Origin of the sequence: Sulfuricaulis sp. (genome assembly GCF_024653915.1) — a bacterium.
Taxonomy (GTDB): Bacteria; Pseudomonadota; Gammaproteobacteria; order Acidiferrobacterales; family Sulfurifustaceae; genus Sulfuricaulis.
Genome location: NZ_JANLGY010000030.1, coordinates 1 through 21,514 on the forward strand (window position 1 = coordinate 1; position 21,514 = coordinate 21,514).

At 57.6% G+C, this 21,514-nt stretch carries 26 protein-coding genes and 1 pseudogene; 16 read left to right on the forward strand and 11 right to left on the reverse strand.

Features of this window, described 5'->3' with window-relative positions; all coding sequences use genetic code 11:
- The 7 genes from lpdA to NUV55_RS13590 all read left to right on the forward strand — a co-directional run.
- On the forward strand, positions 1-1,627 hold a 1,627-nt coding region (gene lpdA, locus NUV55_RS13560), incomplete at its 5' end, for a dihydrolipoyl dehydrogenase (RefSeq protein ID WP_367280435.1).
- 106 nt (positions 1,628-1,733) lie between these two features.
- A complete protein-coding gene (locus NUV55_RS13565) occupies positions 1,734-2,951 on the forward strand; it encodes an argininosuccinate synthase (protein ID WP_296673834.1) in 1,218 nt (405 codons plus the stop codon).
- Positions 2,948-3,256 carry a pyrimidine/purine nucleoside phosphorylase gene (locus NUV55_RS13570; RefSeq protein WP_296673835.1) on the forward strand — a complete coding sequence of 103 codons (309 nt, stop codon included), beginning with the start codon at positions 2,948-2,950 and terminating at the stop codon, positions 3,254-3,256. The genes NUV55_RS13565 and NUV55_RS13570 overlap by 4 nt, the downstream gene beginning before the upstream one ends.
- Before the next feature lie 21 nt (positions 3,257-3,277).
- A complete protein-coding gene (gene gloA / locus NUV55_RS13575; RefSeq protein WP_296673837.1) occupies positions 3,278-3,676 on the forward strand; it encodes a lactoylglutathione lyase in 399 nt (132 codons plus the stop codon).
- 2 nt (positions 3,677-3,678) lie between these two features.
- A complete protein-coding gene (locus tag NUV55_RS13580; RefSeq protein ID WP_296673839.1) occupies positions 3,679-3,918 on the forward strand; it encodes a hypothetical protein in 240 nt (79 codons plus the stop codon).
- Between the two features lie 13 nt (positions 3,919-3,931).
- Entirely contained in the window at positions 3,932-4,666 is a 735-nt protein-coding gene (locus NUV55_RS13585; protein WP_296673840.1) for a TIGR04283 family arsenosugar biosynthesis glycosyltransferase, read from the forward strand.
- On the forward strand, positions 4,663-5,310 hold the full coding sequence (locus tag NUV55_RS13590; protein WP_296673842.1) for a TIGR04282 family arsenosugar biosynthesis glycosyltransferase: 648 nt from the start codon (positions 4,663-4,665) through the stop codon (positions 5,308-5,310). Before NUV55_RS13585 ends, NUV55_RS13590 begins: the two co-directional genes overlap by 4 nt.
- A gap of 31 nt (positions 5,311-5,341) precedes the next feature.
- Here the strand turns inward: NUV55_RS13590 and NUV55_RS13595 are convergent, their stop codons facing one another.
- The 9 genes from NUV55_RS13595 to NUV55_RS13635 form a co-directional block, all read right to left on the reverse strand.
- Positions 5,342-6,136, reverse strand: coding sequence for a rhodanese-like domain-containing protein (locus tag NUV55_RS13595; protein WP_296673844.1), 795 nt, complete (start codon positions 6,134-6,136; stop codon positions 5,342-5,344).
- A 28-nt stretch (positions 6,137-6,164) separates the two neighbouring features.
- Positions 6,165-6,737 (reverse strand): hypothetical protein, encoded by a 573-nt coding sequence (locus tag NUV55_RS13600; RefSeq protein ID WP_296673846.1) that lies wholly within the window; start codon positions 6,735-6,737, stop codon positions 6,165-6,167.
- Between the two features lie 146 nt (positions 6,738-6,883).
- The gene (locus NUV55_RS13605; RefSeq protein WP_296673847.1) at positions 6,884-7,111 is read right to left on the reverse strand and encodes a hypothetical protein; all 228 of its coding nucleotides are present in this window, start codon (positions 7,109-7,111) and stop codon (positions 6,884-6,886) included.
- Positions 7,112-7,180: 69 nt separating this feature from the next.
- A complete protein-coding gene (gene arsS / locus NUV55_RS13610; RefSeq protein WP_296673849.1) occupies positions 7,181-8,173 on the reverse strand; it encodes an arsenosugar biosynthesis radical SAM (seleno)protein ArsS in 993 nt (330 codons plus the stop codon).
- Positions 8,174-8,191: 18 nt separating this feature from the next.
- Positions 8,192-8,644, reverse strand: coding sequence for a DoxX family protein (locus NUV55_RS13615; RefSeq protein WP_296673851.1), 453 nt, complete (start codon positions 8,642-8,644; stop codon positions 8,192-8,194).
- Between the two features lie 124 nt (positions 8,645-8,768).
- On the reverse strand, positions 8,769-9,206 hold the full coding sequence (locus NUV55_RS13620; protein ID WP_296673853.1) for a DUF1841 family protein: 438 nt from the start codon (positions 9,204-9,206) through the stop codon (positions 8,769-8,771).
- 2 nt (positions 9,207-9,208) lie between these two features.
- Positions 9,209-10,318: an FIST C-terminal domain-containing protein gene (locus NUV55_RS13625; protein ID WP_296673855.1), complete on the reverse strand. Its 1,110-nt coding sequence runs from the start codon at positions 10,316-10,318 to the stop codon at positions 9,209-9,211.
- A 117-nt stretch (positions 10,319-10,435) separates the two neighbouring features.
- Positions 10,436-11,071: an endonuclease III gene (gene nth, locus NUV55_RS13630; RefSeq protein WP_296673856.1), complete on the reverse strand. Its 636-nt coding sequence runs from the start codon at positions 11,069-11,071 to the stop codon at positions 10,436-10,438.
- Positions 11,072-11,154: 83 nt separating this feature from the next.
- Complete coding sequence (locus NUV55_RS13635; RefSeq protein WP_296673857.1) at positions 11,155-12,060, reverse strand: RnfABCDGE type electron transport complex subunit B; 906 nt, start codon at positions 12,058-12,060, stop codon at positions 11,155-11,157.
- Positions 12,061-12,080: 20 nt separating this feature from the next.
- Between NUV55_RS13635 and NUV55_RS13640 the strand changes: the two genes are divergently transcribed.
- Genes NUV55_RS13640 through NUV55_RS13650 form a run of 3 tightly spaced genes read left to right on the forward strand, consistent with a single transcriptional unit; the run spans position 12,081 to position 14,658 of the window.
- Positions 12,081-12,464 (forward strand): DUF6394 family protein, encoded by a 384-nt coding sequence (locus NUV55_RS13640; RefSeq protein WP_296673859.1) that lies wholly within the window; start codon positions 12,081-12,083, stop codon positions 12,462-12,464.
- A gap of 19 nt (positions 12,465-12,483) precedes the next feature.
- The gene (locus NUV55_RS13645) at positions 12,484-14,181 is read left to right on the forward strand and encodes a TrkA family potassium uptake protein (protein WP_296673860.1); all 1,698 of its coding nucleotides are present in this window, start codon (positions 12,484-12,486) and stop codon (positions 14,179-14,181) included.
- A gap of 3 nt (positions 14,182-14,184) precedes the next feature.
- Complete coding sequence (locus NUV55_RS13650; protein WP_296673862.1) at positions 14,185-14,658, forward strand: isoprenylcysteine carboxylmethyltransferase family protein; 474 nt, start codon at positions 14,185-14,187, stop codon at positions 14,656-14,658.
- Positions 14,659-14,671: 13 nt separating this feature from the next.
- On the opposite strand, the gene metG is transcribed toward NUV55_RS13650, so the two are convergent.
- The gene (gene metG / locus NUV55_RS13655; RefSeq protein ID WP_296673863.1) at positions 14,672-16,732 is read right to left on the reverse strand and encodes a methionine--tRNA ligase; all 2,061 of its coding nucleotides are present in this window, start codon (positions 16,730-16,732) and stop codon (positions 14,672-14,674) included.
- Positions 16,733-16,887: 155 nt separating this feature from the next.
- Between metG and apbC the strand changes: the two genes are divergently transcribed.
- Both apbC and dcd read left to right on the forward strand, forming a co-directional pair.
- Entirely contained in the window at positions 16,888-17,979 is a 1,092-nt protein-coding gene (apbC, locus tag NUV55_RS13660) for an iron-sulfur cluster carrier protein ApbC (RefSeq protein WP_296673865.1), read from the forward strand.
- A 120-nt stretch (positions 17,980-18,099) separates the two neighbouring features.
- Positions 18,100-18,666, forward strand: coding sequence for a dCTP deaminase (gene dcd, locus NUV55_RS13665; RefSeq protein ID WP_296673867.1), 567 nt, complete (start codon positions 18,100-18,102; stop codon positions 18,664-18,666).
- Positions 18,667-18,770: 104 nt separating this feature from the next.
- Here dcd and NUV55_RS13670 read toward each other — a convergent pair whose 3' ends face one another.
- A complete protein-coding gene (locus tag NUV55_RS13670) occupies positions 18,771-18,968 on the reverse strand; it encodes a hypothetical protein (RefSeq protein ID WP_296673868.1) in 198 nt (65 codons plus the stop codon).
- A gap of 504 nt (positions 18,969-19,472) precedes the next feature.
- Here NUV55_RS13670 and NUV55_RS13675 point away from each other — a divergent pair.
- From NUV55_RS13675 to NUV55_RS13690, 4 genes and pseudogenes are all read left to right on the forward strand, one after another.
- Complete coding sequence (locus NUV55_RS13675; RefSeq protein ID WP_296673870.1) at positions 19,473-19,784, forward strand: hypothetical protein; 312 nt, start codon at positions 19,473-19,475, stop codon at positions 19,782-19,784.
- A gap of 99 nt (positions 19,785-19,883) precedes the next feature.
- A complete protein-coding gene (locus NUV55_RS13680) occupies positions 19,884-20,234 on the forward strand; it encodes a hypothetical protein (RefSeq protein ID WP_296673871.1) in 351 nt (116 codons plus the stop codon).
- 122 nt (positions 20,235-20,356) lie between these two features.
- Positions 20,357-20,686, forward strand: coding sequence for a transposase (locus NUV55_RS13685; protein WP_296673875.1), 330 nt, complete (start codon positions 20,357-20,359; stop codon positions 20,684-20,686).
- Positions 20,662-21,514: pseudogene (locus NUV55_RS13690) on the forward strand (IS3 family transposase); the annotation flags it as partial. The gene NUV55_RS13685 and the pseudogene NUV55_RS13690, both read left to right, overlap by 25 nt.

A 21,514-nucleotide genomic window follows, 5' to 3' on the forward strand; every position in this document is an offset into this window, starting at 1 on the left:
CAAACAGGGATCACTGATCCTGTTGCTGGAAACGGCGCAAGCCCCTGAGGCACCCGCGGCGCCGGCGAAACCTGCGCCGAAGGTCGAGCCGGCAGCGGCCGCCGCGCCCAAGGTCGAGGCACCCGGCGTCGAGCCGGCACCGACCCGGCGTTCAAAACCCATTCCGGGTGCGGCGACTTATACCGGCAAAATCGATGGCGAATGCGAAGTCCTGGTGCTCGGTGCCGGCCCCGGCGGCTACTCGGCGGCCTTTCGCGCCGCCGATCTCGGCAAGAAGACGGTGCTCGTCGAGCGCTACGCCACGCTCGGCGGGGTGTGCCTCAATGTCGGCTGTATTCCCTCCAAGGCACTGCTGCATGTCGCGGCCGTGACCGAGGAGGCGCAAAAACTTGCCGAGCATGGTGTCAGTTTCGGCGCGCCGAAATTCGATCTTGCCAAGCTGCGCGCATGGAAAGATAAAGTGGTCGGCAAGCTGGTCGGCGGTATCGGCATGATGGCCAAGGGCCGCAAGGTCGAGGTGATACGCGGCGTCGGGCGCTTCATCGATCCGCATCATATGGAGATCGCGCTGACGGCGGGCGACGGCAAGGCGCCGACCGGCGTGAAAAAAATCATCCGGTTTGCCAATGCCATCATCGCCGCCGGCTCCCAAGCCGTGAAGCTTCCGTTCATTCCCGAAGACCCGCGCATCGTCGATTCCACCGGCGCGCTCGGTCTCCGGGGAGCGCCGAAGAAGATGCTCGTCATCGGCGGTGGCATCATCGGGCTCGAAATGGCGACCGTGTATTCGATGCTGGGTTGCCGCCTCGACGTGGTCGAAATGCTGGACGGGCTTATGCTCGGGCCTGACCGCGATCTCGTGCGCGTGTGGGAGAAGATGAACAGCCAGCGCTTCGATCGCATCATGCTGAAAACGAAAACAACCAAGGTCGAGGCATTGACCACCGGCATCAAGGTTACATTCGAAGGCGAACAGGCGCCCGACAAGCCGCAGGTCTATGACTTTGTTTTGGTCGCGGCCGGCCGCACGCCAAATGGCAAGAATATTTCCGCCGGGAATGCCGGTATCGCCGTCAGCGATCGCGGTTTCATCGAAGTCGACAAGCAAATGCGCACCAACGTGCCGCACATCTATGCGATAGGCGATATCGTCGGCCAGCCGATGTTGGCGCACAAGGCGGTGCATGAGGGCCATGTGGCGGCGGAGGCGGCCGCCGGGCAGAAGTCCTTCTTCGATGCCACGGTCATCCCGTCAGTCGCCTATACCGATCCCGAAATCGCCTGGGTGGGCGTGACGGAGGACGAGGCCAGGAAGCAGGGTCGAGCGATCGGCAAGGCCAAGTTCCCTTGGGTCGCTTCCGGTCGCGCCATTGCCAACGGCCGCGACGAAGGCTTCACCAAGATCATCGTGGATGAAGAGACCCATCGCGTCATCGGCGGTGGCATTGTGGGCACCCATGCCGGCGACCTGATCAGCGAGCTGGCGCTTGCCATCGAAATGGGCTGTGACCCGGAAGATATCGGCAAGACCATCCACCCGCATCCCACGCTCGGCGAGTCGGTCGGCATGGTCGCCGAGGTGTACGAGGGGGTTTGTACCGATCTGATGCCAGCGCGGAAGAAATAGTTTTAAACCGCCAAGACGCCAAGGACGCCAAGATTAAAGGTCACTATAATTCAATCCTCTTGGCGCTCTTGGCGTCTTGGCGGTTCAAAGACTTCATTGAGGTTTTATGAAGAAAATAAAGAAAGTCGTTCTGGCCTACTCCGGCGGCCTTGACACCTCCGTCATTCTCACCTGGCTGCGGGACAACCATGACTGTGAGGTGGTGACCTTCACCGCGGATATCGGGCAGGGCGAGGAGCTGGAGCCGGCACGCGCCAAGGCCAAGAAGATGGGCGTGAAGGAAATCTTCATTGACGATCTGAAAGAAGAATTCGTTCGTGATTTTGTGTTCCCCATGTTTCGCGCCAACACACTTTACGAAGGCGAATACCTGCTTGGAACTTCCATTGCGCGTCCGCTGATCGCCAAACGCCAGATCGAAATCGCTAACAAGGTCGGCGCCGATGCCGTGGCGCACGGCGCGACCGGCAAGGGCAACGACCAGGTGCGTTTCGAACTCGGTTATTACGCGCTGCGTCCCGATATCCATATCATCGCTCCGTGGCGCGAGTGGGACTTGACCTCGCGCGAGAAACTCATGGCCTATGCCGAAAAGCACGGCATTCCGGTGGAGATGAAGCGCGGCAAGAAATCGCCGTATTCGATGGACGCCAATCTGCTGCACATCTCCTACGAAGGCGGGATTCTCGAGGACCCGTGGAAAGAGCCGGAAGAATCCATGTGGCGCTGGTCGGTGTCACCTGAAAAAGCGCCGAACAAACCGACCAATATCGAGCTGACCTATAAGAAGGGCGATATCGTCGCGATCAACGGCAAGGCCATGTCGTCCGCCACGGTGCTCGCCACACTGAATAAAATCGGTGGCGCCAATGGGGTCGGTCGAACCGACATCGTTGAGAACCGCTACGTCGGCATGAAATCGCGCGGTGCCTACGAGACGCCGGGCGGTACCATTATGCTCAAGGCGCATCGAGCCATCGAGTCCATCACGTTGGATCGCGAGGTCGCGCATCTGAAAGACGATTTGATGCCACGCTACGCCTCACTTATTTACAACGGCTACTGGTGGAGCCCCGAGCGCAAAATGCTTCAGACCATGATCGATGCCTCGCAAGAAACCGTGAACGGTGTGGTGCGACTCAAGCTGTACAAGGGTAATGTGGTTGTGGTCGGCCGGAAGTCCGATTCGGACAGCCTGTTCGACGCCACGATAGCGACCTTCGAGGAAGACCAGGGTGCTTATAACCAGAAAGACGCTGAGGGCTTCATCAAGCTGAATGCGCTGCGCATGCGCATCGCCGCGAAGAGGCGGAAGAAGAAATGAGTTTCAAGAATGTCGAAATCAGGAAGCAGGCCAATGTCTATCACGATGGCCGCGTCACCAGCCGTACTATCATCACGCCTGCCGGCGAGATGAAGACGCTGGGAGTGATGCTGCCGGGCACGTACCGGTTCAGCACCCAGGCACCGGAAAAGATCGACATTACCCAGGGGCATTGCCGGGTGAAACTTGCGGATCAACAGGTCTGGAGCGATTATCAGGCGGGACAAAGCTTTTCGGTGCCTGCCAATTCCCATTTTGAAATCGAAGTCATCGATCTGTTCGATTACGTCTGTCATTTCAGCTGAGCCGTTTCGCGGAGGTTACCCATGCGCGTCCTGCACACCATGATCCGGGTTGGCGATCTCGACCGGTCGATCCGGTTTTACACCGACGTGTTGGGCATGCAGCTGCTGCGCCGGAAGGATTATCCTGACGGCAAGTTCACGCTGGCCTTTGTCGGCTACGGGCCGGAAACCGAGCACGCCGTGGTCGAGCTGACTTACAACTGGGGTACGGAAAAATACGACCTCGGCAACGCCTTTGGCCACATCGCGCTGGAAGTGGACGATGTGTACAAGGCCTGCGCGGACATCAAACAGCGTGGCGGGAAAGTAACACGCGAGGCCGGTCCGATGAAGCATGGCAGTACCGTGATTGCCTTCGTTGAGGACCCCGATGGCTATAAGATTGAACTGATTCAAAAGGGAACGCAGGGCGCGAAATAAACATGCAATGGCTGGATAAAATTCCGCTCACCGCGCTGGTGATTGCCGCGCTCGCGCTGGGGCTGGCCCCTCTCACACCGGAGCCGCATCTGTGGGAAAAGCTCAAGATGCTGGCAGGCGGCACGCTCTCGCGGCCCATCGACATATTCGACCTGGTCATGCATGCCTCTGTGCCACTGTTGCTGGTTATCAGATTGATCCGCAAGTCGCGTTTCGGCAAGAAGAGCGGCCAATCCGCTTGAGCGGCATGGTGTTGTGAGCCTGCTGTCCGCCCCTCCCGCACTCACAATCGCTGTCGTCCTGCCGGTTCTGAACGAAGCCGCGCATCTGGAAGAGACGCTTTCGGCGCTGATCGAGGATCAGCATTTCGATGAAATCATCGTGGTGGATGGCGGCAGCACTGACGCCAGCGTGGAGGTCGTCTGCAAATTCATGTCATCCGTCGCACCCGACACGTGCCCCGTGCCAAACCTGATACAGAGTCCGCGCGGACGGGCACTACAGATGCACGCGGGCGCGCTGGCCGCTGACGCGGATATTCTGCTGTTCCTGCATGTGGATAGTGTGTTGCCTCCCGGAGCCGCCGATGATATTCGCGAAAGCATTAGTCGCGTTCAATTATGGGGCCGCTTTGACATACGTTTGTCCGGACGTCATTTCCTGTTTCGTATCATCGAACGCCTGATGAACTGGCGCTCGCGTCTCACCAGTATTGCCACCGGCGATCAAGGCATTTTTGTCAGGAGTGACGTCTATTGTGTGCTGGATGGATTCAAGCCCGTGCCGCTGATGGAAGACATCGAGCTTTCCGAGCGGCTCAAGTGGTTCGGCAAGCCGGTGTGCCTCCCCGGCCCGTTGGTGACGTCTTCGCGACGTTGGGAGCAGAACGGAATCGTTCGTACCATTCTTCTGATGTGGATCTTGCGCCTCCTGTACTGGCTGGGTGTTTCGCCCGCGCGGCTGGCACGCTGGTACTATCGCCAGCCATGAAACAGCCGACCCTGATCATTTTCGCCCGGCAGCCCGTACCGGGCGAAACCAAGACCCGTCTGCAGCCGGATTACAGTCCGGAAAAGTCGGCGGAGATTGCCGCCTTCATGATTCGTGCGACGGTGGAACTGGCTGTCTCCGCCTGGCCGGGTGACGTCATGCTGTATGCCTGGCCGGGAGTCGCGCATCCACTATTTCAGGATATTGCCAATGAATTCAAGATTGGTTTGGCGCCGCAAGTCGAGGGTGATCTCGGCGCCAAGATGCTGGATGCCCTGCGCGCCGTCATGAAACCTCGTGGAAGCGCTGCGATCATGGGTTGTGACGTGCCGCAATGCGGCTGGGATGTCCTGGATCAGGCCAATGACTGGTTGGCACGAGGCAAGAGCGTCCTCGGTCCGACCGAGGACGGCGGTTACTACTTTATTGGTTTGCAGGAAGCACGGCCGGAGCTGTTCGCAGACATTCCCTGGGGCAGCGGTCGGGTGCTGGAGATGACGCTGTCGCGTGCCGACAAGCTGGGGCTGGAGTTCGAGTTGCTGCCAAAACTGCGGGATATCGACACAGCCAATGATCTCTGGTTTATCGCGCAGAAGTACGAACCGTTAAGGCGTTTTCTGGAACGAGAGGCGCCGGGCTTCTGAACCCGGCGCCGGACATCTGGGAGCAGGCCGCTTACCTTGTGCCAGCCGGTTTCGCGGGTGCGGCTGGTTGAGGCGGGATATGCACACTCAAGCCGAGCAGCAGCCAATCCTGTATGCCGCCGCGGTAGTAGTAAATCTTGTTGACCGGGTAGCCGAGTTTTATCAGACTGCGGATGGCACGCGGGGACTGGTCGCACCACGGGCCATTGCAAAACAGCAATACTTCCTTGGCGTTCGAAAAATCCCAGTGAAATTTCCTGACGTGCTGGTTGAAGTCATCCATGGCCCTGTGCGAGGTATCCGTCCAGTTGATCGACTCGCCGGGACGCACGCCGAGCATCTTCAGGGCCTCAAGCAATTTGGGGTCTCTTTCCTCGGCAGCGAACACGGTGAAGGGGATATTGACGGAGCCCGGGATGGTGCCCTTGACGTACCATGAGTCGGCGCGTGCATCGATCAACAGCCCGGCTCCCTTTTCCACCTTGTTCTTGAGGAACTCCATCAGCTCCATTTCGCCGACCGTGGCGACACCGGGAGCCGCTTCCATGGGATGGATGCAGAATGGCGGGCACTTGCGCGAGGTTTTGGCGAAGCCGCCGGTGAGTTCGTTATTCTCGTCCTGGATACGGTCGATGGTGTACGTTTTCCCCTGTACCGTGAACTGGACGGTGGGGAGGAATTCCGTGATGTTGACATCGTGTTTCGCGGGCGCGGCGGCGGGACGTGCAGGCGCTGCATTACCCGTGGCCGCCGCGGCGGCATAGGCGTTGCCGCCGAATACCAGCAATAAGATACCGGAAATTGCACCAAGACGAATGTTTTCCATGAGTTGACCCTCGCTTGAACAGTATGGATTATTTTCCCCTCTTGGAGGAGTACGCGATAATTTTTGTTATCGCAGGAAGGAAGCGGATTGTTCCCCCGGTTTTGGCGTTCTGGTATTCGCCGAAGACGGCTTCCTTCTCCGGTGTGCTCAGCATGGAATATAGGGCGTAGCTGCCGGGGAAGTTGCTGCTCAATGAACGTTCGAACTCCTGGAAGGATGTCGATGCCGGAATGACGGAGGCCGGAGCCGGGGCGGGAGTAGCTGCCGTATTCTCCGATTTTTTCTGGACCGTCTTGGTTTTGGCCCGGTGGCTTCCCTTTTTCTTCGAGCTCTCCGTGGCTGGGGCCGGCGCCGCGCCGCGCATGAGGATTTCCTGTTCCTTCTTTGCCTGTCCAAGGGGCTCAAGGCGCTGACCCTCGGCGTCGATTGCCTTGAGGTAATCGTCTGAGGCAGCCTCGGCGCGATGGTGGCTGATAAGAGTGAACGTCAAGAACAAAAGGAACAGGGCGAGCAACTGGAAAAACACAGTGAACTCATCGTGCTTAGGACGGCCATGACATACGGTGCGCAAGGTGACGACAAGCGTATTTCTTCCCATCATGGTAATTCCCCCTTGTGCCTGCCGGCGCCGGCAATCTCCGATTCTCGATCGCCGATGTGAGACAGGATGTATCCCTTTGTTTGGAGTATAGACATCAATGTTACCGCCGATGGTGTGTAATTGACCTAGATCAGCAGGCATCGTCGCTATCCGTTGCATTCCGGCTCAATATCGGGGGCAGGGCGCTTCGGGGCATCGCCGGTGGGGAGCGGTTTTTCCGCCGGAGGGGCGGGTTTTCCAGCTTTGTTGTCCGACGTGCCTGCAACGGCAGGCGCAAGTGACTTATCCTGCGCCGATTTTTCCGGTGCGGACCATGTCGGCGCCGTGACAGCGGCGGACGGAAGCAGTGACAGGAACAATTTGGCGGCTTTCATCGCGTTTCTCCGAGGCGAACATTATCGCGCCCGGAAGTCTCGCAAGAACCATACCGTTTTCGCGGAGGGTCAGGTAGCCAGCGCACCGCCGCAACTGCTACCGGCACCGGCGGTACAGCCGAAGCAGTGGGAATCCACGGCGATCGTATCACCGGTCAGCGCCTTGGCGGCGATGTCCCAGAGATAGCGATGCGGCCTGTCGCCCAGCGGCAGATCGAGCATCTGGTTGAAATCGCAGTCGTACACCCGGCCGAGCCAGTCCACGCTGATCAGGTGACGGCACATCAACCCCGTGACAGTGGCAGGATTGAAGTTGTCCTCCAGCAGCTGCATGTAGCTTTCGTACTGGCCGGTACGTTCAAGAAAGTGCCCGAAGCGGTTGATCGGCAGATTGGTGATGGTCATGAGGCGTGAGAAGATAATACCGAAGTCTTCCTTCAGTCGCTGTTTGTAATCGGCTTCAAGTTTTTCCTGTGCGCCCGGCAGGAATGCTCCACCCGGGTTGTAAACCAGGTCCAATATCAGCGTCTCGTCGCGTCCGTATCCCACGGCATTCAACCGTTTCAAGGCCTCGATACTTTTGTCAAACACACCGTCGCCACGCTGAGCGTCTACGTTTTTCTGCGTGTAGCAGGGCAGGGAACAGACCAGCCGGGTTTTACGCTGCGCATACCAGGAGGCCAGATCCTCCTGACCAGGCTCGAGCAGCACCGTCAGATTACAGCGCGAAGTAATTTGCAATCCGAGAGTCATAAAGCTGTCGACCAACTTACGAAAATAGGGATTGATTTCGGGAGCACCGCCGGTGATATCCACGGTAGTAACACCGGAATTTTTCGCCCAATCGAGGATTTTCTGCATGGTGTCCCAGCCCATGATCTCAGTGCGCTTGGGACCGGCGTCGACGTGGCAGTGATTACAGGCCTGATTGCACAGGCGACCGACATTGACTTGCAGTTCACGCAAACGGTCACGGCGCAGAGGGCTCAGGCCATGCTGGCCTAAGCTGCCCGGAAAGGATGGCCCCGAAACAGTTTTAATTTTTATCGCGGATAGTGACATGTTGCAAAATTGATTTGATTACGTCGTCATCCACTTGCGACGGATGAAGTGGTCAATTGAAATCTTGCCCGGCCCGTGCAGCAATGTCACCGATAACAGGATGCCCCAATAAATGTGATCCTTGAGCCCGATTTCGTTAAGACTGGGGTAAGAAATGACCGCAATGATATTGAAGATGAACAATGACGCCGCACTGAAGCGGGTAGCCAGACCCACAGCCAGCAGAACCGGAAAGACAAGTTCCGCGCCCGTACCCAGTATCGCCGCCGCTTGTGGTGACAGCAGGGGAACCTTGTATTCATAGGTGAAGAGATCCACCGTGGTTTCCCAGTCGTGCAGAGAGGCAACGCCGGACTTCCAGAAAACGTTGGCTACCCAGAGGCGCACGAATAAATCGACCAGTGAACTGGCGGAATCGAATCCCCGTATAACCGGCCCTGCCAGGCGTATGATGTTTTGGTTAAGTGCCATGTGGTTCTCCTGAGGCGTGTTTATTGTTCTGATGACCGAATCTATTCGGGCAAGAATCCGGAAATGAGACACCGTGGCTAATTAAAAGTTTCAAGCTGCTTGTCTCGGGAAAACACCGATCGAATCAAGGTTCGGCGGTCAGGCGGTTCAGGCACTCGAAATATACCGTGTCACTGGGGGCGACTCCTTGACGGTTTGCCTGCCAGAGCATCTCGCCCAGGCATTCCATCATGTGGTGCTGGGCAGTGTGATCGTCCGGGTGCCGGCCCAGAAGTTTTTGATAATAGCCGCGTATGCCCGGCGGCTGGTCGATCGATAATTGTTCCTCGATGGCGATATGCATGCCGAGATGCAGGAACGGATTGGTATCGCCCGTTTCCGGAAAATAATCGCGCTCACGCGTGGCCTCGGATTGTTCCAGAACAGGCTGATATTCGGGATGTCGCAGCAGTACCTGCACAATCAGTTTATCTACACCCTCGAGCAGACGGCCTTCACGGTGCGCACGCCAGGCGCGGAAAAAAACCTCACGCGTCTCCTCGCGATCTTGTCCGGTGTACATGATCAGACCGCTTTGGCGCTGAACAGCCCAAGAATCGCAGAATACTGGAACAGATGATTCGCCCCATCGAGGGGGCCGAGTTCACCGTTGCCGTATATGCCGATGATCGGCAGACCCGGGAACTGCGATCGCAAATTGTCCAGATCGCGGTCACGGTTGCCGAAAAAATTCGGCCCGCGCCCCATGCAGGGGAAGAGCAGGGCAAAATCCGGATCATCCCCGAGTTCCTGCGCGCTGCGGACAATGCAATTGCGCATGTCGCGCTCGGCGACCAGGGCATCGCGCATGGCCCAGAAGATGCGCTCGCCACGCGCGGGGCGTTCCGAAAGCGTGATGGATTGATCGCCTGGATTGGCGGCGACAATATGATTGAGGCGGTAGCGCCCTTCGCGGATCGCCGTTTCCGGATCGCCGATGGTCACGCCACCCATGATCAGGTGCAGCGGCACGCGTTCCATATCACGCACGGAGGGCGGCAGCGATTGCACCAGTACGCTCAGCGCCGGGTAATTGCCCAGCCGCTTGATATCGTATCCCTGCACCTCCGCCACTTCGATGGGTGAGGTCAGTGCGCGTACTCCCTGCGAGGCACTGAGTACGCCATTGACGCCGGTGAGAATGGCATCGACTTGTTCGGACTCCGCCACGCGTGCACCACTCCAGACCTTGAACGGGCCGTGACCGTTAATATCACCTGATACCACGCCGAAGCGGCGCGCCGGTACGTCGAGCCAGCCCGCCGTGAGTCCCGCGGGCGTGCACAGACTCAGCACAATATCCTCATCGCTGCGAATGGTCAGGGGAGAAATCGCCAGTTGTATATCGCCACCCAGGACCATGGCGGCCGCGCCCGGGCTGTCCAGCACCCATTCTTCTTCCGTCAGAATGCCGGCACCGGTGCATCCGACCACTTGCAGGCAACCGCCCGCCCGCGCCGCCGCGCGTAACGCCGGTTCAGGGTTGGCGGCGTATTCCGGGGTGAGAAACAGCAGGATGGCGTTGGCGCGCTCGCAGCCGGCCTTGGCGAGTGCGCGCCTGACTGCATTTTCGGCATGCTCGGGGGCGGCACGGTGGCCGTGACTCAATCCGGTGGCGGCGTGTTTTGACGTCATGCCCTCGGAACCCCTGAAATATGAGTTTTCACCGCAGAGGACGCAAAGATCGCAGAGAATTTCCAGTTAATTTTCATGATTTTTTCTCTGCGTCCTCTGCGGTAGAAATTAATAAACTTACTTTATTACTTTAGCCCTGTACTCGCACAAATCATAGATGATGCAGTCCCGGCAGCGTGGCTTGCGTGCGGTGCAGGTGTAACGGCCATGCAGGATCAGCCAATGATGGGCATCGCGGCGGAATTCCTCCGGAACCAGCTTCAGCAGCTTCATTTCCACGGCCAGCACATTTTTCCCAGGCGCAATCCCGGTGCGATTGGCCACACGGAAGATATGCGTATCCACGGCGATGGTCGGTTGGCCGAAGGCGGTATTGAGTATCACGTTGGCGGTTTTGCGGCCGACACCCGGCAAGGCCTGCAAGGCTTCGCGCGTATCAGGCACCTTGCCACCGTGTTTCTCGACAAGAAGACGACAGGTTTTGAGAATATTCGCGGCCTTGGTGTTATACAGTCCGATGGTTTTGATGTATCGCTTGAGGCCGCGCAAACCCAGATCAATGATCTGATGCGGCGTGCATGCGACCTTGAAGAGTTCTGCGGTGGCCTTGTTGACGCTTTTGTCCGTGGCCTGTGCCGAGAGAATGACGGACACGAGCAGCTCGAACGGAGTGCGGTAGCGAAGTTCCGTGGTTGGACGCGGGTTCGCTTTTTTGAGGCGTTCGAATATTTCTTTGCGTTTGTCCGGGTTCATGGTGATGAATAGACAGGATTAACAGGATTTCTCAAGATTAACAGGATTAAGACTTTCAAATTTCAAAAACTCTGCAAACGTTGTTAACCCTGTCTAATTTTTCTTTTCAGTTTGGCACGTTCGACAGCAGCACGGATTTCGGCACGTATCTTTTCCCGATTATTAGGAAGGGGTGTCATTGATCCAGCAGTTTGCACGGCCTTTCTTCGGCGCGCGTATTTATTTCGCGCCAGACGACCCAGGCGCTTTTCAGTCCGCATCCGCCAGCGTACGGTTTCTGCGTGCGGATATTCTGGCCAGATCACATCGTTTGGCGCCCCCTCACCCTCATTCCCTCTCCCGCGGAGGGGAGAGGGAGGCGAGCCGGATGCGCTTCGCGCATGCTCTGTAAGATCGGGCAGCATGGCGATACAGTCCACCGGGCAGGGCGGCAGACACAGCTCGCAGCCGGTGCATTCATTGGCGATGATCGTGTGCATAAATTTGCGTGCGCCCAGAATCGCATCCACCGGACAGGCATCGATGCACCGACGGCATCCGATGCACAGGGTTTCGTCTATGACGGCGCGCGCGCGCGGTTTGTGCGAGCCGAAACGCGGGTCGAGCGGCTGTGGCGCGGCATGCAGCAGCGCGCTCAGCGCCCGGATGGTGACATCGCCGCCCGGGGGGCACTGATTGAGGCCGGCGGAACCGGCGGCCAGCGTCTCGGCATAGGCGCGGCAGTGCGGGTAGCCGCACAGGGTGCACTGCGTCTGCGGCAGACACGCGTCGATGCGTTCGATGGGCGCCAGCGGCGCGTTGGCGGATGTCGGCATGGCGTCACAGTATCGCCGCGTTCGGCGCGGCCGGCAATGATGCGCCCGGACGCTCTCCACGGTGCCGTCGCGGTCCTGATTTTCCGATTGCCCGGGACTGTCGGCCCGACGTACCATGAGGCGGTCCGTGATCGGGCCATGCGGCGCCTGTGCACCAGGAAGCATGTCCGGCATCTGTCAGAGGAGAATAAATAATGAATATCGAGAAGGTGATTTTCAGTTTCTTCATTGTGTTGGCCCTGACCCTCAACTTCGGGTTCTTCCTCGGAGAATTCGACAACCCGGAACATCACAATGTTTACGAGCTGTTTGCCGTCGTCATCGTGAATCTGATCGCCACGGTGCTCAAATTCGGCGAACGCACGCAAATGGGCGCGGTGCTGCTGGCCACGAGCCTTGTCGCCAGCCTGCAATTGATTGCGGCAGTACTTGTGTGGACTTTTGTCGTTCACGTCGACAACAGCGGCCTTACGCCCACGGCAATCGGGACGATCGTCTCGCTTTCCGGCGGCGCGCTGGTGGCCAACATTATTTCGGTCGTGCTGCTGGTCATCGACATTTCGGTACAGCGGCGCTAGGAAAACCGGCGAGTCCGGGATGAAAAACACCGCTCTGTTTATCATCCTGCGGCGCATGCGCGTGCCGCTGCTGGCGCTGATCGCCAGCTACGCCGTGTCCATGCTGGGCCTGGTGCTGATCCCCGGTATCGAGGTGGACGGGCGCCCCCAGTACCTGAGCTTCTTCCATGCCTTCTACATCATGACTTACACCGCCACCACCACCGGTTTCGGCGAGTTACCGGTGCCATTTTCCGACGCGCAACGCCTGTGGGTCACGATTTCACTTTATATTTCCGTGGTGGCGTGGCTGTATGCGATCGGCGCCCTGATCATGATGTTGCGCGATCAGGCCTTGCGGCAATTGATCGATCTAAACCGTTTTGCCGCGCAGGTGAAAAGATTGAACGAGCCGTTTTACATCGTCTGTGGTTACGGCGATACCGGCAGCGTGGTGGGGCGTTCGATGATTGACTGCAATATGGGGGCAGTGGCCATCGACAAGAACCAGGATCGCCTGAATGAATTGATGCTCGAAAATCTTCCGGTGCATGTTCCTCACCTGTGCGGGGATGCCAGCCTGCCGAGCAACCTGATATCGGCGGGCCTTAACCATCCCCAGTGCCGCGGCGTGCTGGCGCTGTGCGAGGATGATCTGGTCAACCTGAGAATTGCCATCACTTGCCGGCTGCTCAGTCCCGGCCTCTCGGTGATCTGCCGCGCCCAGTCGCACGATACCGAGGCCAACATGCATTCTTTCGGCACGGATGCCGTCATTAATCCCTTCGACACCTTCGCCGATCGACTAGCGCTGGCCTTGCACTCCCCGGACATGCACTTGATTTACGAATGGTTGACGGGAATACCGGATGCGCCGCTGCCAGAACGGCTGCATCCGCCGCACGGAACCTGGGTGGTCTGCGGGTACGGCCGTTTCGGCAAGGCGGTGCAGCGTTACCTCGAGTTCGAAGGCGTGCCGATGGTGATCGTGGAAAGCGATCCTGAAAAAACCGAAGCACCTAAAAACGTCATTATTGGTCGCGGTACCGAGGCCGTGACACTGCGCGCGGCGAATATCGAAAAGGCTGTCGGTATCGTCGCGGGAACCGATGACGATGCCAACAATCTTTCAATTATCGTGACGGCGCGTGAACTCAATTCGAAACTTTTTCTGGTGGCGCGCCAGAACGACAATGAAAATGATGCCGTGTTTCAGGCGGCGCGCCTCGACCTGGTCATGCAGCGTGCCCGTGCGATCTCGCGCCGGATTCTGGCGATCATTACGGCACCCTTGCTGACGGATTTTTTACGCCTGATGAGGCATCAGAAGACGGAATGGGCGCAGGGGTTGATCGAATACATGCGCCCCCTGCTCGGCGGTGTGACGCCGGTTCTGTGGACTGTGGCAATCACGGAAGAAGAGACGCCGGCCGTGGAGAAGTCCCTTCAGACCGGGGTGAATCTGAGCATGTCCCTGTTGCTCCTGGATCCCCATGACCGGGATCAACGGTTGCAAGCCATGGCCTTGATGATGAAGCGTGGAAAGGAAGAGCATCTGCTTCCGGAGGACGATATGGAATTGAAGCCGGGTGACAAAATACTCTTCTGCGGCTGCAAGGGCATGGCGGCACTCCAGCACCGGACTTTGTTCAGCCCCAACGTCGTACATTATCTCGTTTCCGGCGAGACGATTCCCGACGGAACGATCTGGCGCTGGTTCGCTCATCGGGGCGGCTGAACGTTGACCCGCAGCGATTTTGTCGCGCGCGGCGGTCTGTGGGTGTTGGCTCAGATACCGTTGCTGTTGCTGGTTTTCATCGTGCCGGTATGGTCCGGAAGCGGTGAGCATGTTCCCAGGCACCCCTTGTCGGTCGTTGGCGCTGCGCTGACTGCCATGGCGGTCTTGTTGACAGTCTGGGGGCTGAAGAGCCTGGGCGATGCACTCACGCCATTCCCGAAACCGCTGTCCGGCGTGCGTCTGCGCCGGCAGGGCGTCTACCGGTGGATGCGTCATCCCATCTATTCCGGTGTCATGCTGGCGAGCCTGGGTTGGGCGCTGTGGTGGTTAAGTCTGGCCGGAGTCTTTTCCGCGCTCATACTGGCGCTGTTCTTCGATCGCAAAGCGGCGCACGAGGAAACCGGATTATGCGCGCAATACAAGGACTATCCGGACTATGCGCGAGAAGTGAAAAAATTCATCCCCGGCGTGTACTAAGCCCGGGCGTGAATTACTTCACCCGCATACCCGGCTTGGCACCCGTGTCGGGGGAAAGTATCCATAAATCCTTTTTGCCGGGGCCGGCGGCCAGCACCATGCCCTCGGACAGACCGAACTTCATCTTGCGCGGCGCCAGATTGGCCACCACCACCGTGAGCCGTCCTTCGAGGTCTTCCGGTTTGTAGGCTTCCTTGATGCCGGCGAACACGGTGAGGGTAATGCCGTCGAGATCGACTGTCAGTTCCAGCAGCTTGTCGGCGCCTTCCACGTGACTGGCCTTCACGATGCGCGCGATACGCAAATCCACCTTGGCGAAATCGTCGTAACTGATCTCGGGCAGGATCGGGTGCCGCGCGAGGTCGCTGGTGTCAGTGATGGTGTCTGAGATTTTTTCGGCCATGGTCTTCATGTCCTTCTGGGATTCATCGAGCAGCGCGGGAATGCTCTTCGGGTCCACGCGCGTGGCCAGATGCTGGTACGGGTTGATGGTGTGATCGGTGAGCAGCGATTTGGCATCCGCCCATTTGAGAGACGGCATATTAAGGAATGCCGCAACGTCGTCCGCCATGACTGGCAGGATGGGTTTGAGATAAATCGTCAATAAACGAAACAGATTCAGGCTGGTCGTGCAGACTTGCTGGAGTTGCTCGTTCTGCTTCGTGTCTTTGGCTAAAAGCCAGGGTTTGCGGTCATCCACGAAGGCATTGGCCTTGTCCGCGAGCCCCATGATGAGGCGTATCGCCTCGGCGTAATCGCGGTCTTCATAGCAGGCTGCAATCGTTTCCGACGCATTTTGGGTTTCAAGCAGTAATTCCTTGTTGACCGCTTCTTTGCTCAGCTTCCCATTGAAACGTTCGGTAATGAAGCCAGCGGCCCGTGAGGCAATGTTGACGTACTTGCCGATGAGATTGCTGTTGATGCGCGCCGTGAAGTCGTCGAAATTGAGGTCGATGTCCTCCACCCGACCGTTCAGCTTGGCCGCGAAGTAATAGCGCAAATAGCGCGGGTGCAGGTGATTGAGATATGAGCGTGCGGTGACAAATGTCCCGCGCGACTTGGACATCTTGGTGCCGTTGACCGTGAGGAAGCCATGCGCAAAAACAGACGTCGGCGTGCGGAAACTCGCGCCGTGCAGCATGGCCGGCCAGAATAGCGTGTGGAAATAAAGGATGTCCTTGCCGATGAAGTGATAGAGTTCGGCGCTGCTGTCCTTGCCCCAGAAGTCATCGAACTTAAGGCCCTTTTTTGCACACAGATTCTTGAAGCTCGCCATATAGCCGACCGGCGCGTCGAGCCAGACGTAGAAATATTTCCCCGGGGCATTCGGAATCTCGAAGCCGAAATAAGGCGCATCGCGCGAAATGTCCCAATCCTTCAGCCCCGCGTCGAACCATTCAGAGAGCTTGTTCGCCACTTCCGGCTGGACATGACGCGCTTTTGTGATGTCCGGGTGCAGCCATTCGCGTAGCCAGCTTTCGAAATCACCTAGTTTGAAGAAATAATGCTCCGAGTCCTTCTCCACCGGCGGCACGCCGGAGAGGGCCGAAACCGGATTTTTCAGATCAGTCGGTGAATAAGTCGCGCCGCAATTCTCGCAGGAGTCGCCATACTGATCGGGCGTGTTGCAACGCGGACAGGTGCCCTTGATGAAGCGGTCGGGTAGGAACATGTTCTTGACCGGGTCGTAGGCCTGCTTGATGGTGCGCTTGCTGATATGTCCGGCCTTGGACAAGCGCTGGTAGATTTCCGTGACGAGTTCACGGTTCTCGTCCGAGTGCGTGGAATAGTAGTTATCGAAGCCGATGCCGAAGTCGGCGAAGTCGCGCTGATGTTCCTCGCTCATGCGTGCGATGAGCTGTTCTGGCGCGATGCCCTCCTGTTGGGCGCGCAGCATCACCGGCGTGCCGTGGGTGTCGTCGGCGCAGACGTAGTAGCACTCGTGTCCGCGCATTTTCTGGAAGCGCACCCAGATATCGGTCTGGATGTATTCCACGAGATGCCCGATGTGAAGCGGGCCGTTGGCGTAGGGCAAGGCGCTGGTGACGAGGATTTTGCGTTTCTTGTCTGGCATAAAATCGCCGCCACGATAACACGGCAGGCGTTTGGTCGTTTTGACCCCGGTATCATAAGGGAATTCACACGTTTGCGCCGCTCCCGGCCATGACTTTTTTCGGTCCGCGGTGTAGCATGTGCGCCCCCTGACAGACCCAATCCGGAGTGAGCTTCATGGCGGACGTATCGCAGCAGCAAGTTGAAACCGCGCTTAAAGAGGTGATCGATCCCTACCTCGAGCAGGACCTGGTGGCAGCCAAGGCGGTAAAGAAAATTACCGTCGACGGCGGCAAAGTCACCGTGGATGTCGAATTGGGTTATCCGGCCAAGGGCCACTTTGCCGATCTTGGCTCCAAGCTTAAGGAAAAAGTGGCAGCCATCGCGGGCGTCAAGGATGTCACGATCAACTTTTCATCCAAGATCGCCTCGCACGGCGTGCAGAAGGGCGTGAAGCCCATCGCAGGCGTGAAGAATATTATCGCCGTGGCCTCCGGCAAGGGCGGCGTGGGCAAGTCCACCGTGGCGGTGAATCTGGCCCTGGCGTTGTCCGCGGAAGGCGCCAGCGTCGGTATCCTGGACGCCGATATTTATGGCCCCAGCCAGCCGACCATGCTTGGCGCGAAAATGAAGCCCGAATCCAAGGACGGCAAGTCGCTCGAACCCATCATGAGCTATCACCTGCAGTCCATGTCCATCGGTTATCTCGTGGACGAAGAGACGCCGATGATCTGGCGCGGTCCGATGGTGACGCAGGCGCTGGAACAGCTGCTGCGCGACACCAACTGGAAGGACCTCGACTATATGATCGTTGATCTGCCGCCGGGTACGGGCGACATTCAGCTGACGCTGGCGCAGAAAGTGCCGGTCTCCGGCGCGGTCATCGTCACCACGCCGCAGGACATCGCGCTGCTGGATGCGCGCAAGGGCCTCAAGATGTTCGAGAAGGTGGACATCCCCGTGCTCGGCGTGATCGAGAACATGAGCACGCACATTTGCAGCAAATGTGGGCACGAGGAGCATATTTTCGGCCAGGGTGGCGGCCAGAGAATGTCCGATCAGAATGACGTGGATTTTCTGGGCGCGCTGCCGCTCGACATGCGCATCCGCGTGGAGACCGACTCCGGCAAGCCCACGGTGGTGGCCGATCCCGACTGCCGCATCTCGCAGATTTACCGTGACATTGCCCGGCGCGTGGCCGCCAAGCTGTCGCTGCGCAAGAAGGACTTCTCGGCCAAGTTCCCGAACATCGTCATCCAGAATACTTAAAATAAGAATTTTCGACGCAGAGGCGCAAAGACGCAAAGAAAACGAAGGTCAAGACGTCGGGCGGGTTTTTTCTTGCCATCCCCTTTGCGTCTTCGCGTCTTTGCGTCACAATTTCATATCATGGGAATAAAATCAGACAAATGGATTCGTCGCATGGCGGCGAGCCACGGCATGATTGAGCCGTTTGAGCCGAACCAGATCAAACGTAATGGCAGCGGCCCCATCGTTTCCTATGGCACCTCAAGCTACGGTTACGACGTCCGCTGTTCGGACGAATTCAAGATTTTTACCAACATCAACTCCACCATTGTTGACCCCAAGAATTTTGACCCGAGCAGCTTCGTGGACTTCAAGGGCGCGGTCTGCATCATCCCGCCGAATTCTTTCGCGCTGGCGCGCACCGTGGAATTCTTCCGCATTCCGCGCAGTGTGCTGACCATCTGCCTCGGCAAGTCCACCTATGCCCGCTGCGGCATTATCGTGAATGTCACGCCGCTGGAGCCGGAATGGGAAGGGCATGTCACCCTGGAGTTCTCCAACACCACGCCGCTGCCTGCGAAGATCTACGCCAACGAAGGCGTGGCGCAGGTGCTGTTCATCGATGGCGATGAGGTTTGCGAGACGTCTTATAAGGATCGCGGCGGGAAGTACCAGGGCCAGCAGGGCGTTACGCTTCCGAAGATTTGACGCCGTATCACGTGTAAAGCGCGTATCACGCGCCGTTGCTCAAACCAGTACAGGTAGGGCGCAATAGCGAAGCGTATTGCGCCGGATGTATTCCGCCACGGGCATCAGGCGCTCAGACACGCAGGGCGCGTATCACGCGCCATTCCTCGCGCCCGCAAGCGCAATACACCAACCCCGATTCCCTCGATCGCGAGCGTATCCTGACGCAAATCCAGATCCAGTGCAGTGAGCGAACACGGGAAAACGGCTTTCCGCCCCGCATGAATATTCATGTTATGGGACGATTTGACGGTTTCTTGCATGTTATCTTGCAATCCTGCAACCTATCTCCGGACCCATCAGCCGTAAGTCATTGAAAATAAAAATGCCGGGAGCGGTATTAATGTTAATAACCGTCGATATGTCCTCTAATCATCGTTAGAGTGCAGAATCGGGAGACATATGGAATTCTCGAAAGAAGAAGAAAGAATGATTTCATGGCTCCGGCGCCAGCATGAAAATTGGCGGAGTACTAGGGCGATTATTTTAATCGTCTCTGTTGGGCTTATTGGATTATCCGGCTTGCTCTGGTGGCAGGGAGAAACTCCTTGGCATTATCTATTGTTATTCGTAATCTCTGTTTATGGTCTTTCGTACACCTTGGGGTCTTGGTCCGGGCGTCCTGAAATATCTTTGTTATTGAAACTTATCGAAGAGCGGCGTGAGAAGTAATGCACTCTAACAAATCGCTCAAGCGGGACCTCCAAACCCGTCGCTTGGCTCCGGGTTTGTCGGCCCCTTAGCTCTATCGTTAGGAGCCCAAAACCATGAGAACGCCTTTGCAAACTCTCGCAATAACTGCGGCGTTTGCTCTGCTCATGGTCATTGTGGTTCTTGCCAGCATCTATCCTTATCGCCCAAATTCTGTTCAAGCTTGGGTCGTATTCTGTATCACTTCGCTTCCCGTTGCCTTCGCGCTTGAGTACACCGGAACACGCGTCCTTAATCTCGGGTTTATCGCCCGGTTTGGTCGTTTTGGCCGCATCACATATGCAGTTGTAGCAATGACACTTATACTTCTGGTAGTCGGTGCCTTCTTCAAAGTCCTGGAGCCATATTTTGGAAAATGGGGCTCCTAACTCGTTGCTCGTGCCGACGCCGGGGACAGCGCGCCACGTTTCCTGTTGTTCCTGTGGCCGGCGCGGCACACCAACACGTTAGGTGTTTAAGGAGATCGTATGAGCGATGAAACTACGCGTTGGTTGTTGTTGGGTGCATCACTCGCGTTTACCATTCTTGTTTGGTTCAGGTTAATCGGCTTAAAGGAGCATTTAGGCTTAAAGATCTTAATTGCTGTGGTGGCGTTGATTCCTGTAATTGGACCGATAGTTGGCCTTTGGATAACGGGAATGCCCGATGTACAACCGCGAAAGTTCTGGGCCACGATGAACCATTGGGGAAAGGGTGGGCGATTCATCGGCTTCGGTTCAGGTCGGTTTACATATGGAGACCTATCTGATCAAGGGAAGGATTGGAACCCTACCGTTCCAGACAGGATCAGGCAGCAAAAGAAATCGAAGAAAAAATGAAAACACCTAACTTCGTGTTCGAGCGGGACCGGTACCTCCCCCAATAAAGTGGACACTTCCCCCTAACGACCAGGAGGTGTCCAATGAAAGGTGTGAAACGCTGCCAGGAGTCGACCGGCCGGATGCGCAAGCACCGTTACAGCACAGAGTTCAAGGTGACCGCCGTGAAGATGGCCTCGGCCCCCGACATCGAGGTCCAGGCGGTGGCGCAGGCTTTGGGGATTCATCCATTCATGCTGTCACGCTGGAAAAAGGAATACCGTGACGGAAAACTCCATGGCGATGCCCATTCCGGACTGAAAGAGGTTCAAGACATGGAGCTGACCGTGGCCGAACACCAGAAGATTCGCGAGCTCGAAGCCGCGCTAAAGAAGGCGCGGATCGAGAACGACCTTTTAAAAAAAGCCATCCAGTTCAATTTGGAACGAAGTCGGACCGCTTCGCGTTCATAGACCGGTACCGGGAGGAATACGGCGTGACTTTTTTGTGTCGTCACTACCGGGTCTCGACCAGTGGTTACTACGCCTGGACACAGCGCGCACCGAGTCCGCGATCCCGGGCCAATGCATCGCTGCGGCGCAAGATTCACCGCATCCACGAATGTTCCCACGGCATCTACGGTTCGCCGCGGGTGTGGGAGGCGTTGCAACAACAAGGCATCTCCTGCGGCGAAAACCGGGTGGCCCGGTTGATGCGGAACGCCTCTCTGCAGGGCCGGGTGGTGAAGGTCACGCGCCGGGCACCGGGGGTGCAGCGCTTCTTCGAAGCCACGCCCAATCTTAGGCAGGGTCAATCGGCACCGCAACGCCCCGATCAGCAATGGGTCGGAGATGTCACCTACCTCAAGGCCAGCGGCAAGCAATGCTTCCTCGCCACGGTGATGGACGTGTACTCAAGAAAGATTGTTGGCTGGTCCTTGGGCCATGACCGCACCGTGAACCTCACGGCTCGGGCGGTGCAGCGCGCCATCCGTGTCCGACACACGGAACATGACCCCCTGTTCCACTCCGACCGCGGCATCGAGTACGGCGCTTACCGTTACAAGGCGCTGCTCGGCACATACGGCATCCGCTCCAGCATGAACCGTCCCGGACACCCCGGTGACAATGCCCACATGGAATCCTTCTTCCATTCGATGAAAGCCGAATGGATCCGCGGCAAGACCTTCACCAGCTTCAGCGAGCTCGAAGCCGCGATCAAGCACTACATCCGTTTCTACAACCACCAGCGGCTGCATTCCGGCATTGACTACCACACGCCGGTGGAATATGAGAGATTGT

Coding starts and splice junctions, on each gene's coding strand:
- NUV55_RS13565 (WP_296673834.1), top strand. CDS start 1,734: ATGAAGAAAATAAAGAAAGTCGTTCTGGCCTACTCCGGCGGCCTTGAC.
- NUV55_RS13570 (WP_296673835.1), top strand. CDS start 2,948: ATGAGTTTCAAGAATGTCGAAATCAGGAAGCAGGCCAATGTCTATCAC.
- gloA (WP_296673837.1), top strand. CDS start 3,278: ATGCGCGTCCTGCACACCATGATCCGGGTTGGCGATCTCGACCGGTCG.
- NUV55_RS13580 (WP_296673839.1), top strand. CDS start 3,679: ATGCAATGGCTGGATAAAATTCCGCTCACCGCGCTGGTGATTGCCGCG.
- NUV55_RS13590 (WP_296673842.1), top strand. CDS start 4,663: ATGAAACAGCCGACCCTGATCATTTTCGCCCGGCAGCCCGTACCGGGC.
- NUV55_RS13595 (WP_296673844.1), bottom strand. CDS start 6,136: ATGGAAAACATTCGTCTTGGTGCAATTTCCGGTATCTTATTGCTGGTA.
- NUV55_RS13600 (WP_296673846.1), bottom strand. CDS start 6,737: ATGATGGGAAGAAATACGCTTGTCGTCACCTTGCGCACCGTATGTCAT.
- NUV55_RS13605 (WP_296673847.1), bottom strand. CDS start 7,111: ATGAAAGCCGCCAAATTGTTCCTGTCACTGCTTCCGTCCGCCGCTGTC.
- arsS (WP_296673849.1), bottom strand. CDS start 8,173: ATGTCACTATCCGCGATAAAAATTAAAACTGTTTCGGGGCCATCCTTT.
- NUV55_RS13615 (WP_296673851.1), bottom strand. CDS start 8,644: ATGGCACTTAACCAAAACATCATACGCCTGGCAGGGCCGGTTATACGG.
- NUV55_RS13620 (WP_296673853.1), bottom strand. CDS start 9,206: ATGTACACCGGACAAGATCGCGAGGAGACGCGTGAGGTTTTTTTCCGC.
- NUV55_RS13625 (WP_296673855.1), bottom strand. CDS start 10,318: ATGACGTCAAAACACGCCGCCACCGGATTGAGTCACGGCCACCGTGCC.
- nth (WP_296673856.1), bottom strand. CDS start 11,071: ATGAACCCGGACAAACGCAAAGAAATATTCGAACGCCTCAAAAAAGCG.
- NUV55_RS13635 (WP_296673857.1), bottom strand. CDS start 12,060: ATGCCGGACATGCTTCCTGGTGCACAGGCGCCGCATGGCCCGATCACG.
- NUV55_RS13640 (WP_296673859.1), top strand. CDS start 12,081: ATGAATATCGAGAAGGTGATTTTCAGTTTCTTCATTGTGTTGGCCCTG.
- NUV55_RS13645 (WP_296673860.1), top strand. CDS start 12,484: ATGAAAAACACCGCTCTGTTTATCATCCTGCGGCGCATGCGCGTGCCG.
- metG (WP_296673863.1), bottom strand. CDS start 16,732: ATGCCAGACAAGAAACGCAAAATCCTCGTCACCAGCGCCTTGCCCTAC.
- apbC (WP_296673865.1), top strand. CDS start 16,888: ATGGCGGACGTATCGCAGCAGCAAGTTGAAACCGCGCTTAAAGAGGTG.
- dcd (WP_296673867.1), top strand. CDS start 18,100: ATGGGAATAAAATCAGACAAATGGATTCGTCGCATGGCGGCGAGCCAC.
- NUV55_RS13670 (WP_296673868.1), bottom strand. CDS start 18,968: ATGCAAGAAACCGTCAAATCGTCCCATAACATGAATATTCATGCGGGG.
- NUV55_RS13675 (WP_296673870.1), top strand. CDS start 19,473: ATGAGAACGCCTTTGCAAACTCTCGCAATAACTGCGGCGTTTGCTCTG.
- NUV55_RS13680 (WP_296673871.1), top strand. CDS start 19,884: ATGAGCGATGAAACTACGCGTTGGTTGTTGTTGGGTGCATCACTCGCG.
- NUV55_RS13685 (WP_296673875.1), top strand. CDS start 20,357: ATGCGCAAGCACCGTTACAGCACAGAGTTCAAGGTGACCGCCGTGAAG.